Annotated in this window: 13 protein-coding genes; 1 reads left to right on the top strand and 12 read right to left on the bottom strand. The window is 70.4% G+C overall.

From position 1 onward, the window contains the following. Positions 1 to 5: 5 nt before the first annotated feature. Genes ABRP24_RS09980 through ABRP24_RS09995 form a run of 4 tightly spaced genes read right to left on the bottom strand, consistent with a single transcriptional unit; the run spans position 6 to position 2300 of the window. Positions 6 to 461: a hypothetical protein gene (locus ABRP24_RS09980; protein ID WP_027465756.1), complete on the bottom strand. Its 456-nt coding sequence runs from the start codon at positions 459 to 461 to the stop codon at positions 6 to 8. Positions 462 to 506: 45 nt separating this feature from the next. Beyond that, on the bottom strand, positions 507 to 872 hold the full coding sequence (locus tag ABRP24_RS09985) for a hypothetical protein (RefSeq protein ID WP_017887160.1): 366 nt from the start codon (positions 870 to 872) through the stop codon (positions 507 to 509). Then, entirely contained in the window at positions 869 to 1831 is a 963-nt protein-coding gene (gene truB / locus ABRP24_RS09990; RefSeq protein ID WP_301565445.1) for a tRNA pseudouridine(55) synthase TruB, read from the bottom strand. Before truB ends, ABRP24_RS09985 begins: the two co-directional genes overlap by 4 nt. Positions 1832 to 1853: 22 nt before the next feature. After that, positions 1854 to 2300: a hypothetical protein gene (locus tag ABRP24_RS09995; protein WP_051596740.1), complete on the bottom strand. Its 447-nt coding sequence runs from the start codon at positions 2298 to 2300 to the stop codon at positions 1854 to 1856. Between the two features lie 52 nt (positions 2301 to 2352). Here ABRP24_RS09995 and ABRP24_RS10000 point away from each other — a divergent pair, with 52 nt between their 5' ends. Beyond that, positions 2353 to 3279, top strand: a complete 927-nt coding sequence (locus ABRP24_RS10000; RefSeq protein ID WP_371836749.1) for an A/G-specific adenine glycosylase — start codon at positions 2353 to 2355, stop codon at positions 3277 to 3279. Here the strand turns inward: ABRP24_RS10000 and rbfA are convergent. From rbfA to ABRP24_RS10040, 8 genes are all read right to left on the bottom strand, one after another. Further along, positions 3276 to 3749 carry a 30S ribosome-binding factor RbfA gene (gene rbfA / locus ABRP24_RS10005; protein ID WP_071244776.1) on the bottom strand — a complete coding sequence of 158 codons (474 nt, stop codon included), beginning with the start codon at positions 3747 to 3749 and terminating at the stop codon, positions 3276 to 3278. The two genes, ABRP24_RS10000 and rbfA, sit on opposite strands and share 4 nt — an antisense overlap. Positions 3750 to 3862: 113 nt before the next feature. Beyond that, positions 3863 to 6712, bottom strand: a complete 2850-nt coding sequence (gene infB, locus ABRP24_RS10010; protein ID WP_138803585.1) for a translation initiation factor IF-2 — start codon at positions 6710 to 6712, stop codon at positions 3863 to 3865. 74 nt (positions 6713 to 6786) lie between these two features. After that, positions 6787 to 7098, bottom strand: a complete 312-nt coding sequence (locus ABRP24_RS10015) for a YlxR family protein (protein ID WP_031259737.1) — start codon at positions 7096 to 7098, stop codon at positions 6787 to 6789. A gap of 68 nt (positions 7099 to 7166) precedes the next feature. Beyond that, entirely contained in the window at positions 7167 to 8162 is a 996-nt protein-coding gene (nusA, locus tag ABRP24_RS10020; RefSeq protein ID WP_027465762.1) for a transcription termination factor NusA, read from the bottom strand. Between the two features lie 203 nt (positions 8163 to 8365). After that, positions 8366 to 10117: a proline--tRNA ligase gene (locus ABRP24_RS10025; RefSeq protein ID WP_027465763.1), complete on the bottom strand. Its 1752-nt coding sequence runs from the start codon at positions 10115 to 10117 to the stop codon at positions 8366 to 8368. A 42-nt stretch (positions 10118 to 10159) separates the two neighbouring features. Further along, on the bottom strand, positions 10160 to 11314 hold the full coding sequence (ispG, locus tag ABRP24_RS10030; protein ID WP_173034028.1) for a flavodoxin-dependent (E)-4-hydroxy-3-methylbut-2-enyl-diphosphate synthase: 1155 nt from the start codon (positions 11312 to 11314) through the stop codon (positions 10160 to 10162). A 56-nt stretch (positions 11315 to 11370) separates the two neighbouring features. After that, complete coding sequence (locus tag ABRP24_RS10035; protein ID WP_349848670.1) at positions 11371 to 11931, bottom strand: cysteine hydrolase; 561 nt, start codon at positions 11929 to 11931, stop codon at positions 11371 to 11373. After that, a complete protein-coding gene (locus ABRP24_RS10040) occupies positions 11928 to 13406 on the bottom strand; it encodes a cytosine permease (protein WP_214561459.1) in 1479 nt (492 codons plus the stop codon). Before ABRP24_RS10040 ends, ABRP24_RS10035 begins: the two co-directional genes overlap by 4 nt. Between the last annotated feature and the right edge of the window lie 13 nt (positions 13407 to 13419).

A 13419-nucleotide genomic window follows, 5' to 3' on the forward strand; every position in this document is an offset into this window, starting at 1 on the left:
GGCTCCTACTCGCTCGCCGGGGCGGTGGACGAGGACGCAGCCGGTGCCGTCGACTCGGTGACGGCGGTGCGGTGGTGCTTGCGGAGCCACCAGAGCCCGGCGATCGGCAGCACGAGCGGCGCGAAGGCGTAGCCCATGCCGTAGTACGACCAGATGGTGTCGTCGGGGAACAGCTGGCGGTCGAACAGCGACAGGGTGCCGATGACGAGCACGCCGGTCATCTCGAACACGATCGTGACGCAGGCGACCCGGTACCAGAACCGACCGGGCACGATGAGGGCGATCATCGCGACGATGTAGACGACGGCAGCGATGGCACTGAGCGTGTAGGCGAACGGTGCGAACGAGAACTTCTCGATGATCTGCACGACGCTGCGTCCGGTCGCCGCCAGCGCGAGGATGCCGTACACGGCGATGAGGACGCGGCCGATGCCGGTCGCGAGTGAGGATCTGGTCGCCATTGCACCGATTCTACCGACGCGCGGCTCCGCGCATGACCTCCGGCGTCAGTTCAGCGCGAACCAGATCTGGTACATCCGGTAGACCATCACCGCGACGGTGAAGGCACCGGCACCGAGCACCACGGTGCTCCACTTCGTGCGGTCGATCAGTGCCCACACGACCGCGGCCGGTGGGACGAGCAGCACCGACACGGCGTACACCCCGAACTCGAGCGCGTTGCCGTCGGGCGGACTGCCCGTCGCCGGCAGCACGATCGAGATGACGCCCTGCACCAGGAGCAGCAGTTCGATGAGCACGAGGGCGCCGACGGTGTAGTCGTTCGGCTTCCAGCCGATGAACCCCACGACGACCGCGAAGAGCCCCACCACCACGGCGAGCACCAGCTGCACCCACATGAACCACTCGATCACGCGCGGGCTCCGGTCTGCGAGGAGGACGACGCACCGGGCGTCGGGAAGTTCGTGATGACCCGGAGCAGTCCACGGCGGACGGAGACGAGGCCGACCAACCGGTCGTCGGACGCGGTGACCGCTGCCACCGGACCGTCCGAGTCGGGGTGCTCGGCCGCGACGCGCTTGCCGTCGGTGAGGTCCTTCGCCGAGGCTGCGTCGAGGGTCACGGACGAGAAGAGTCGCCGGGCGATGTCCGCCGGACGTGCGAGCGCGGCGCGGACGTCGACGGCGTCGTCTTCGAGGTCGACGGCGTCCTGCACGTCGAACGGTCCGACGCGGGTCCGCCGGAGCGCGACGAGGTGTGCCCCGGTGCCGAGGGCAGCGCCGACGTCACGGGCGAGCGCGCGGACGTAGGTGCCCGACGAGCAGGTCACGACGACGTCGAGGTCCACCACGGCGACGTCGGTGCCGTCGACGGCGACGGTCCGCTCGTTCCGCGTCGTCACGTCGAACTGCGAGACGGTCACCGTGCGGGACTTGAGCTCCACCGCCTCGCCCTTGCGCGCCAGGTCGTAGGCGCGGCGCCCGTCGACCTTGATCGCACTGACCGTGGACGGGACCTGGTCGATCACGCCCCGCTGTGCTGCGACGGCGGTCTCGACGGCGTCGTCCGAGACGTCGGCAGCGGCCACACCGACAGCAGCGGTCGGCGTGCCGTCGGCGTCGTCGGAGTCCGTCGAGACGCCGAGCCGGATGGTCGCGGTGTAGGTCTTGTCGAGGCCCACCAGGTGCGTCAGCAACCGGGTGGACGGCCCGATGCCGAGCAGCAGCAGCCCGGTGGCCATGGGGTCGAGGGTCCCGGCGTGGCCGACTTTCTTCAGGCCGAGGCGCCGTCGGGCGATGGAGACCACCCGGTGGCTGGAGATCCCCTGCGGTTTGTCGACGAGGAGGATGCCGTCCGGCGCGGTTTCGAGCACCAGGCGAGATTACCAGCGCCGGTCAGCAGGCGTCGTTCCACTCGCGGCGGGGGTGCTCGGGATCGGTGACGTCGAGCACGGCGGAGGCTGCGATCTTCACGTCGGCGCGGCGCTCGAGCCGACCGGACTCCTGCTCCACCCACAGCGACCAGCGCCACAGGGTGCGCACCCCGGGGGCCAGGACGCCCCGTCCGTGCACGATCAGGACACCGTCACCGGCTCCGGTCGTGCGGAAGGGCGTCACCAGGTCGGACCGCAGCGTGTCCTGGTCGGCGGACGGCGCGGCGGCCGCCATCGCGGAGACCCCGTGCTGCTCGAAACCGGTGACGAGCGCGGCCGCGACCCGTTCGAGGTCGGTGCCGTCCTGCCCGTCGACGCCGATGACGGTGCGGTTCGTGCCGACCTGCGCAATCGCCTCTGCGGCGATCGCAGCCATCGTGTCGGTCTCTTCGGGTGCCCAGCGTGCCATGCGTCCACCGTAGGCTGTCGAGGTGAACGCGAGTCGGGCCTCCAGACCGGATGTGGACAAACCGACCGCGCGACGCGGTGTGCAGGAGCCGGCCACGCCGGAACGGCCCGACATCGCGACCCCGCTGATCGCGTGGTTCCGGCAGCAGGCGCGGGACCTGCCGTGGCGCCGCCCCGGCTTCCCCGCGTGGGGGACGCTCGTCAGCGAGATCATGCTGCAGCAGACGCAGGTCGCGCGCGTGATCCCCCGTCTGGAGGCGTGGCTCACCCGGTGGCCGACGCCTCGCGACCTCGCGGACTCGCCGCCCTCCGAGGCGGTGCGCGCCTGGGATCGGCTCGGCTACCCGAGACGCGCGCTCGCGCTCCACGCGGCGGCGACCGCGATCGCGACCCACCACGGCAACGTCGTGCCGCGCGACGTCGACGCGCTGCTCGCACTGCCGGGCATCGGCGACTACACCGCGCGGGCCGTCGCGGTCTTCGCGTACGGCGACCGGCACCCGGTCGTGGACGTCAACGTGCGCCGTGTGCTCGCTCGTGCCGTCCTCGGCCAGGGCGAACCCGGGCCGGCGAAGGCGAAGCAGGACCTCCCGCTGATGGAGTCCGTGCTGCCGGCGGACCGCGACGACGCAGCTGCCACGAACGCGGCCGTGATGGAGCTCGGCGCGCTCGTGTGCGTGTCCCGCTCCCCCGCGTGCGATGCGTGCCCGATCGCGGACCGCTGCGCGTGGCGTGCGGCCGGGTACCCGGAGCACGACGGGCCGCGGGCTCCGCGGCAGGCGAGGTTCGCCGGCAGTGACCGCCAGGTGCGTGGCCTGATCATGGCCGAGCTGCGCGCCAGCGACGTGCCGGTCACCCGGTCCGAGATCGAACCGGTGTGGCCGGACGCCGACCAGCGCGACCGGGCGCTCGCGTCGCTCCTGCGTGACGGACTGGCCGTCGGGGACGACGCGAGCGGCTACCAGCTGCCCGGGATTTAGGAACGCGGCTCGGCGGAGCCGTCGGTCTCGGCGGCGTCGTCGGTGTCGTCGTCCTCGTCGCGCTTGTACGGGTCGGCGTCGCCGGCGTACGTCGCGCCGACCGAGGCTGCCCGCACCTGCTCGTCACGCACCTGGGCCTGCACGAGCAGGTCCTCCATGTGCGCTGAGGTCTCGGGCAGGGCATCGGCGATGAACTCGAGCGACGGCGTGAGCCGCGCGGTGATGTTCTTGCCGACCTCGGACCGGAGCATGCCGGTCGCGGCCTTGAGCGCCGCGGCGGAGTCCGCACGCTCTTCGTCGGTGCCGTACACGGTGTAGAAGATCGACGCGTGCTGCAGGTCACCGGTCACACGGACGTCGGTGATCGTGACGAACCCGAGTCGCGGGTCCCGCAGACCCTTGTCGAGTCGACGTGCGACGACTTCCTTGATGCGGTCCGCCATCTTGCGTGCGCGCTGCGGATCGGCCATTGGGTGCCTCCTGAGGCAGTGGCGGGACGCTTCCCGCCGGTGGTCCTGCGTGGGAAAGGGGTCGGGCCCCGGCCTCCCACACGGGGAGGCCGGGGCCCAGAGGAGTCACGCGATCAGTCGCGCGGCTTCTCGACGAGTTCGGTCGTCTCGACCTCGTCGCCGATCTGGATGTCATTGAACTTGCCCAGACCGATACCGGCTTCGAAGTCCGTGCGGACCTCGGTCACGTCGTCCTTGAAGCGACGCAGCGACTCGATGGCCAGGCCATCGGCGATCACCACACCCTCGCGGATGACGCGCGCCTTGGCGTTGCGCGTGATCGTGCCGGAGCGGACGATGACACCCGCGATGTTGCCGAACTTCGAGGAACGGAACACCTCGCGGATCTCGGCGACGCCCGACTGGACCTCTTCGTACTCGGGCTTGAGCATGCCCTTGAGGGACTGCTCGATGTCGTCGAGTGCGTTGTAGATGACCGAGTAGAAGCGCACGTCGATGCCTTCACGCGCCGCACGTTCACGGGCCTTGACGTCCGGACGGACGTTGAAGCCGATGACGATGGCGTTGTCGATCGTGGCGAGATCGATGTCCGACTCCGTGATCGCACCGACACCGCGGTGCAGGATGCGGAGCTGGACGCTGTCGTCGACCTCGATGTCCAGGAGCGACTGCTCGAGTGCCTCGACGGCACCGGAGACGTCACCCTTGATGATGAGGTTGAGCGACTCGACCTTGCCCTCTTCGAGCGCACGGGTGAAGTCCTCGAGCGAGATGCGCTTGCGCGACTTCGCCAGCAGGGCGTTGCGCTCGGCGGCTTCACGCTTCTCGGCGATCTGACGAGCCGTGCGGTCCTCTTCGGTGACGAGGAAGGTGTCACCGGCGCGGGGCACCGACGACAGACCCTGCACCTGGACCGGGCGGCTCGGCGTCGCGGCCTTGACCGCGACCCCGTTCTCGTCCGTCATCGCACGGACTCGGCCGTAGGCCGTGCCCGCCACGATGGCGTCACCGACGTGGAGCGTGCCGGACTGGATGAGGACCGTGGCGACTGCACCGCGACCCTTGTCGAGCCGGGCCTCGATCGCGACACCACGGGCGTCCTTGTCGGGGTTCGCACGCAGGTCGAGACCGGCGTCCGCGGTGAGCAGCACGGCGTCCAGGAGCTCCTGGATACCGATGTTCTGCCGCGCCGACACATCGACGAACATGACGTCGCCGCCGTACTCCTCGGCCACCAGGTTGTACTCGGTGAGCTGCTGGCGGACCTTGGCGGGGTTCGCGCCTTCCTTGTCGATCTTGTTGACCGCGACGACGATCGGCACACCGGCCGACTGCGCGTGGTTCAACGCCTCGATGGTCTGGGGCATGATGCCGTCGTCCGCCGCGACCACGAGGATCGCGATGTCCGTCACCTGGGCACCACGAGCACGCATGGCCGTGAAGGCCTCGTGACCCGGGGTGTCGATGAAGGTGATCGGGCGGTCGATGCCCTCGTGCTGCGCGACGATCTGGTACGCACCGATGTGCTGGGTGATGCCACCGGCCTCGCCCTCGACGACCTTCGAGTTGCGGATCGCGTCGAGGAGGCGGGTCTTGCCGTGGTCGACGTGACCCATGACGGTGACCACCGGCGGCCGCTGCTGCAGCACGTCGTCGTCTTCGTCCTCGAGTTCTGCGTCGAGGTCGATGTCGAAGCCCTCGAGGAGCTCCTTGTCCTCGTCCTCGGGCGAGACGATCTGGATCTTGTAGCCCAGCTCGTCACCGAGGACCTCGAACGTGGCCTCGTCCAGCGACTCGGTCGCGGTCGCCATCTCACCGAGGTGGAACAGCACCGTCACAAGGTTGCCGGGCATGGCGTCGATCTTGTCCGCGAAGTCCGAGATGCTCGCACCACGACGGAGTCGGACGACCGTGTTGCCGTCGCCGCGAGGGACCTGCACACCGCCGAGCGACGGTGCCTGACGCATCTCGTACTCGGCGCGCTTCGTCCGCTTCGACTTGCGGGCACGGCTCTTGCCGCCACCGCGACCGAACGCACCGGCGGTACCACCACCGGGGCCGCGACCACGGCCACCGCCACCGGCGGGACGCGGGCCGCTGAAGGCCGGACGCGGGAAGCCGCCACCGGCACCGCCGCCGGCACCCGGACGGGCACCGGGGCCGCCACGGCCACCACCCTGGCCCGGGCGCTGCCCGAAGCCGTTGGGACGGTTGCCCTGACCGGGACCACCCGGACGCGGAGCACCCGGACGGGGCGTGCCCGGACGCGGGGGCTGCGGACGCGGGATGCCACCGCCACCGGCTGCGCCGGCGGCCGGGCGCTGGCCCATGCCCTGGTTGGACGAGTACGGGTTGTTGCCGGGGCGCGGCGGGCGCGAGCCCATGCCCTGGTTCGACGAGTACGGGTTGTTGCCCGGACGTGCACCGGGCTTGGGGCCACCCGGCTTCGGACCGGCGGCCGCGGGAGCCTTCGGGCTGGTGCCCGGCTTCACGGCGTCGGACTTCGGCGCCGCTTCGGTCGTCCCGCCAGCCTCGGCGGCCTGCTTCTCAGCGGCCTGCTTCTCGGCGCGGGCCTTCTGCGCGGCCTCGGCCTCGGCCTGTCGCTGGGCGACGGACTTCGGTGCGGCCGGCGCGGGCACGTCGGCAGCGGGTGCTGCCGGGGCCTCGGGCTCGGGAGCCGGTGCCGGACGAGCCGGACCCGGACGGGGGCCGCCGGGCTTGGGCGCACTCGACTTCGGCGCGCTGGCCTTGGCGGGTGCGCTCGGCGCGGAGGCCGAGGCGGCGGGCTTCGCCGCGGGGGCGCCGTCTGCCTGGAGGGCGGCACGGAGCTTCCGTGCCACGGGGGGCTCGATGCTCGAGCTGGCACCCCGGACGAACTCGCCGAGCTCCTTGAGCTTCTCGAGTGCGGTCTTGCTGTCGACGCCGAGTTCGCTTGCGATCTCGTGTACGCGTGGTTTAGCCACTGTTCTCCTTCACGGGTCCCACCCCGTGAAGGGGCAGGACTCAATGGATGACGGGTCTCATTTCGAGCCGCTCATCAGTTGTCCATAAGCCGTTCAGCCTGTTCTGTCATGTCCGGGCGCTCGGCCGGTTCCTGTGGGAGACCGACGATGTGGTCGAGCACCGCGGACGTGTCGGGATCGCGATCCAACCGGAGCGCACGGCGGAAAGCCCTGCGCTTGACGGCCAGATCGTAGGCATCGACGGTCGGTGTGAGCCATGCTCCCCGCCCCGGCATGACTGCCTTCGGATCCGCCACCACACGACCGTCGCTCAGGGCGACGACTCGGAGGAGGGAGGATCGGGAAGCGCGACGACGACTGCCGATGCACGTTCTGACGGGAACCACTCTACTCCTTGCCTCGGACGTGCGCGATCCGGCGCGCCCTCGCAGGGCGCGCCGGGAGCGAAACCGTCCTAGTCCTCGCCGTCCAGGATGGAGTCCGGCTGGATGTCGATGCGGGCACCGGTGAGCTTCGCGGCGAGGCGGGCGTTCTGCCCTTCCTTGCCGATCGCGAGCGACAGCTGGTAGTCCGGCACGAGCGCGCGGACGGCCTTCGTCGAGGCGTCGAGAACGAACGCGCTCGTCACCTTGGCGGGCGACAGGGCGCTCGCGACGAACGACGCCAGGTCGGACGAGTAGTCGACGATGTCGATCTTCTCGGCACCGAGCTCGTTCGTGACGGCCCGGACACGTGCGCCGAGCTCGCCGATGCAGGCACCCTTCGCGTTCACGCCGGGCTCGTTCGCCTTGACGGCGATCTTCGTGCGGTGTCCGGCCTCGCGGGCGAGCGACGTGATCTCGACGACACCGGACGCGATCTCCGGGACCTCGAGCGCGAAGAGCTTGCGGACCAGACCCGGGTGTGTGCGCGACACGATGATCTGCGGGCCCTTGTTGCCACGGGCCACGCTCGTCACGTAGACGCGGATGCGGGAGCCGTGCGTGTAGGACTCACCCGGCACCTGCTCTTCGGGTGGCAGGATCGCCTCGATCGTGCCGAGGTCGACGTGCACCATCTTCGGGTTCGGGCCCTGCTGGACCACGCCCGCGACGATGTCGCCTTCCTTGCCGCGGAACTCGCCGAGGATCTTGTCGTCACCAATGTCGCGCAGGCGCTGGTTGATGACCTGCTTCGCCGCGAAGGCCGCGATGCGACCGAAGTCGCTCGGCTGGTCGACGGCTTCACCGATGACGGTGCCCTCGTCGTCGAGCTCGGGGACGTAGACGCTGACCTCGCCGGACTTGCGGTCGAGCTCCACACGCGACTGCGCGTGGGCCGGCTCGCCGTTCTCGTCGGCGTGCTTCTGGTAGGCGGTCAGGATGGCAGATTCGATGATCTGGACGAGCTCGTCGAACGGGATCTCCCGCTCGCGCTCCATGAGTCGCAGGACTGCGAGATCGATCTTCACCGAGGTGCCTCCGTATTCAGATGAGTCGCTCCTGCGGGGTGGAACTGCGCAGAAGTCGGCCACAAGCGTACCCCAGAACCAGGAGACGGACAGGAGGTCCGTGGCGGCGTCGCACCCCTCCCTCGCAGGCTCGGTCGGCGCGCCCCGCGTGACGCTGGCGCGTCACCGCTGAGCGGGGCGCGCCCGTCCGTCAGGGGGCGCGTCTAGATCGCGCGGACCGCGTCGAGCAGGTCGGCCACCGGCACGTCGCGGCGGTCGCCGGTCGCGCGGTCCCACAGCTCGACGACGCCCTCGGCGGCGCCGCGGCCGGCGACGACGACGATCGGCATGCCGAGCAGTTCGGCATCGCGGAGCTTCACGCCGGGCGACACCTTCGGGCGGTCGTCGTACAGCACGTCGAATCGCTCGCCCTCGAGCTCGGCGACGACGGAGGCCGCCAGCTCGTAGGCGACCTGGTCACGGCCGGTGGCGACGATGTGCACGTCGAACGGCGCGACGTTCTTCGGCCAGACCAGGCCCTTCTCGTCGTTGTGGGACTCGGCCAGGATCGCGAGGATGCGGGTCACGCCGATGCCGTACGAGCCCATCGTGACCGTGGCGAGCTTGCCGTTCTCGTCCTGCACCTTGAGACCGAGCGCCTCGGCGTACTTCCGACCGAGCTGGAACACGTGCCCGATCTCCATGCCGCGCGCGGTCTCGAGCGGGCCGGAGCCGTCCGGGGACGGGTCACCGGCGCGGACGTCGGAGACCTCGACGACACCGTCGGCCACGAAGTCACGGCCGGCGACGAGGCCGGAGACGTGCACGCCGCGCTCGTTGGCGCCGGTGATCCAGCTCGTGCCGTCGACCACACGGGGGTCGACGAAGTAGCGGAGGCCGGTGGCGCTGTCGGCGCCGAGGACCTGCGGGCCGATGTAGCCCTTCACCAGGCCGCGGTGCTTCTTGAAGTCGTCGTCGCCGGCGGCCTCGACCTCGGCCGGGGCGAACGACACCTCGGCGCGCTTCAGGTCGACGTCGCGGTCACCGGGCAGGCCGACGACCACGACCTCGCGCGTGCCGTCGAGGTGGGTGAGCGCGAGGACGACGTTCTTCAGCGTGTCGGCCGCGGTCCACGGGGCGCCCTCGCGCGGCGCCACCTGGTTCGCGTGGGCGACGAGCGTGTCGATCGTCGGGGTGTCCGACGCCGGCAGCAGCACGGGCTCGGGCTGACCCTCGATCGGCAGCGACTCGGGAACGGGGGTGACGTAGGCCTCGACGTTGGCCGCGTAGCCGCCGGCGCTGCGGACGAAGGTGTCCTCGCCGACGCCGATCGGGTGCAGGAACTCTTCCGACTTGGAGCCGCCCATCGCGCCGGCGTCGGCCTTGACGATGACGTAGTCGAGGCCGAGGCGGGCGAAGATCTTCTCGTACGCGTCGCGCATGACCTGGTAGCTGCGCTCGAGGCCCTCGTCGGTGAGGTCGAACGAGTACGCGTCCTTCATGGTGAACTCGCGGCCGCGCAGGAGTCCGGCGCGGGGCCGGGCCTCGTCGCGGTACTTGTCCTGGATCTGGAACAGCGTCACCGGCAGGTCCTTGTACGACGAGTACAGGTCCTTCACCAGGAGCGCGAACATCTCCTCGTGCGTGGGCGCGAGCAGGTAGTCGGAGCCCTTGCGGTCCTGCAGGCGGAACATGCCGTCGCCGTACTCGGTCCAGCGGTTCGTCGCCTCGTACGGCTCACGCGGCAGCAGCGCCGGCAGCAGGACCTCCTGCGCGCCGGCGGCGACCATCTCGTCGCGGATGATCGCCTCGATCTTGGCGCGCACCCGGAGTCCGAGCGGCAGCCAGGCGAAGATCCCCGGGGACTGGCGACGGACGTACCCGGCGCGGACGAGCAGCTTGTGGCTCGTCACCTCGGCGTCGGAGGGGTCGTCGCGGAGCGTACGGAGGAACAGATGCGAAAGCCGTGTGACCACGGGGCAAGCCTAGTGGCGGCGGGCAGGGAGCGGTGGTCGCGCCTACGGCGCCATGATCACCTGGGGCGTGCCCGTGGCGGCGGCCGGACCCATCTCGTCCGCGATGCGGTTCGCCTCGTCGATGAGCGTCTGGACGATCTCGGCCTCGGGCACGGTCTTGACGACCTGGCCCTTGACGAAGATCTGCCCCTTGCCGTTGCCCGAGGCGACACCGAGGTCGGCCTCGCGCGCCTCGCCCGGGCCGTTCACGACGCAGCCCATGACGGCGACGCGGAGCGGGACGGTCATGCCCTCGAGCCCCTTCGTGACGTCGTTCGCGAGCTGGTAGACGTCGACCTGCGCGCGACCGCAGCTCGGGCAGGAGACGATCTCGAGCTTGCGCTCGCGCAGGTTGAGCGACTGCAGGATCTGCAGGCCGACCTTGACCTCTTGCGCGGGCGGGGCGGAGAGCGACACGCGGATGGTGTCGCCGATGCCCTCGGCCAGCAGGATGCCGAACGCGGTGGCGCTCTTGATCGTGCCCTGGAACTCCGGGCCGGCCTCGGTCACGCCGAGGTGCAGCGGCCAGTCACCGGCGGCGGCGAGCTGCCGGTAGGCCTTGACCATCACGATCGGGTCGTTGTGCTTGACCGAGATCTTGAAGTCGTGGAAGTCGTGCTCCTCGAACAGGGAGGCTTCCCACACGGCGGACTCGACGAGCGCCTCGGGGGTGGCCTTGCCGTACTTCTGCAGCAGGCTCGGCTCGAGCGACCCCGCGTTCACGCCGATGCGGAGCGAGACGCCGGCGTCCTTGGCGGCCTTGGCGATCGCGCCGACCTGGTCGTCGAACTTGCGGATGTTGCCCGGGTTGACGCGGACGGCTGCACAGCCGGCGTCGATCGCCTGGAAGACGTACTTCGGCTGGAAGTGGATGTCGGCGATCACGGGGATCTGCGACTTCTTCGCGATGATCGCCAGCGCGTCGGCGTCGTCCTGCGTGGGCACGGCGACCCGGACGATGTCGCAGCCCGACGCCGTGAGCTCGGCGATCTGCTGCAGCGTCGCGTTGATGTTGGTGGTCTGCGTCGTGGTCATCGACTGCACGGACACCGGGGCGTCGCCGCCCACGAGCACCTTGCCGACCCGGATCTGCCGCGACTTGCGACGCGGAGCGAGGGTTTCGGGGGACTTGGGCATACCGAGGTTGACTGCGGGCACGTGAGCACTCTACGCGCTCGGTCTGACCGTGCCGGGTCCGGTCCCCGTGCGTCCGTTCAGAGCTCCCTGACCGAGTCCACGACCGTGATGAGCGGGGCGTAGAGCCGCATCACCGCGAGCGCACGGTCGTGGTCCTCGTCGGTCCCGCCGGCGCAGGCATCCGCCACGACGGTCACCGTCGCACCGGCGTCGGCCGCCGCCAGCGCGGTCGACAGCACGCAGCAGTCGGACGAGACCCCCGTGAGCACCAGGTGCGGGTGGTCGCCGACGACGGCCTGGAGGCTCGTCCCCCACTTGCCGAAGGTCGGTTCCGTCACGACGGGGTCGTTCCGGTCCGCTGCCGCCGACGCGAACGGCTCGGTGAGCGCGTACAGCGGGTCGGCGTCCGGGACCAGTGCGAAGGGCCAGTCCCGGTAGTACGGCACCCACGCACCCTCGGGCTGCGCCGGAGCCACGAAGCGGGTGAAGACCGTGCGGCCGGTGAACCGCGGCAGGAGCCGCTCGATGCCGGCGCCGGCGTGGTCGTACCGCGGTGCGGCCCACGGGTTCTCGCCGGTGAAGACCTGCTGCATGTCGATCACGACGAGCCAGGCGTCGTCGGGGATCTCCGCGCTCATCGCAGGTCGTCCGGGGTGGCGAGTGCTTCCTGACGGCGGATCGACCCGCGCGCGAACAGCAGCGTGCCGAGGAACCCGACGACCAGGGCGACGAGGACACCGAGGTTCGCGTACGCCCAGGGCCCCTCGCGGCCACCGAGGCCGAACGGGCCGAGCAGATAGCCCTGCCAGTTGAGCCAGGCCGGGACGCCGTAGGTGTTCGTCACCAGGCCCCACCCGAGCACGGTACCGAGCACGACGAGCGCGATGGGCAGCCACCGGACGTCGCCGTAGCGCCCGCGGCGGTCGTCGAGCTCGGCTTCGGCGTAGGCGCGTCGACGGAGCAGGACGTCGGCGACGAATATCCCGGCCCACGCGGCGATCGGGACACCGAGGGTCACGAGGAAGGCCTGGAACGGCGAGATGAAGTCCTGCGCGAAGAAGGCGACGTAGACGGCACCGGCGACCATGATCACGCCGTCGACGCCCGCGGCGGCCGGACGCGAGATCTTCACACCGACGCTCAGCAGTGCGAGGCCCGACGAGTAGATGTCGAGGACGGCTCCCCCGACGAGCCCGAGGATCGCCACGATCGCGAACGGGATGAGGAACCAGACCGGCAGCACCGTCGTGAGCGCGCCGATCGGGTCGGCTCCGATCGCGTCGTTCAGGTCCGGTGACGACCCCGCCAGCATCACGCCGATCACCACGAGGACCGCCGGTGCGAGGGCACCGCCGAACGTCGTCCAGCCGACGACGCCGCCCGTCGAGGCGTTCCGTGGCAGGTACCGCGAGTAGTCAGCGGCGGCGTTCACCCAGCCGAGTCCGAACCCGGTCATCACGAGGACGAGCGCCCCGATGACGTTCTGCCCGCTGCCGGACGGCAGGGCACCGAGCGCTGCGAAGTCGATCGTCGGCGCGGCGAGCACGATGTAGACGACGGTCAACACGGCGGTGACGACGGTGATCACGGTCTGCAGGCGCATGATGACGTCGAACCCGGCGATGCCGGCTCCGACGATCAGTGCGGCGACCACGACGAGCGCGACGATCTTCGTCAGCACCCCGCCGTCCCAGCCGAGCTCGGTGAACACCGTCGAGGTCGCCAGGACCGCCAGCGCGGCGAGCGACGTCTCCCACCCGACGGTGAGGACCCAGCTGAGGAACGACGGCACCCGGTTGCCGCGGACCCCGAAGGCCGCGCGGCTGAGCACCATCGTCGGCGCGGACCCGCGTTTGCCGGCGATCGCGACGACGCCGCACAGCAGGAACGAGAACACCACCCCGATCACCGAGACGATCGTCGCCTGGGCCAGCGAGATGCCGAAGCCGAGGACGAAGGAGCCGTAGCTCAGGCCGAGGACGGAGATGTTGGCGGCGAACCACGGCCAGAACAGCCCCCTCGGCGTGCCCTTCCGGTCGGACTCGGCGATGACGTCGAGCCCCTGGCGTTCGACGGCGCGAACCTCGGGCGGGTTCGTGGCGGCTGTGCTCATGCGCTGAGCGTAG

Origin of the sequence: Curtobacterium sp. WHRI 8282 (genome assembly GCF_040223925.2) — a bacterium.
Classification (GTDB): domain Bacteria; phylum Actinomycetota; class Actinomycetes; order Actinomycetales; family Microbacteriaceae; genus Curtobacterium; species Curtobacterium flaccumfaciens.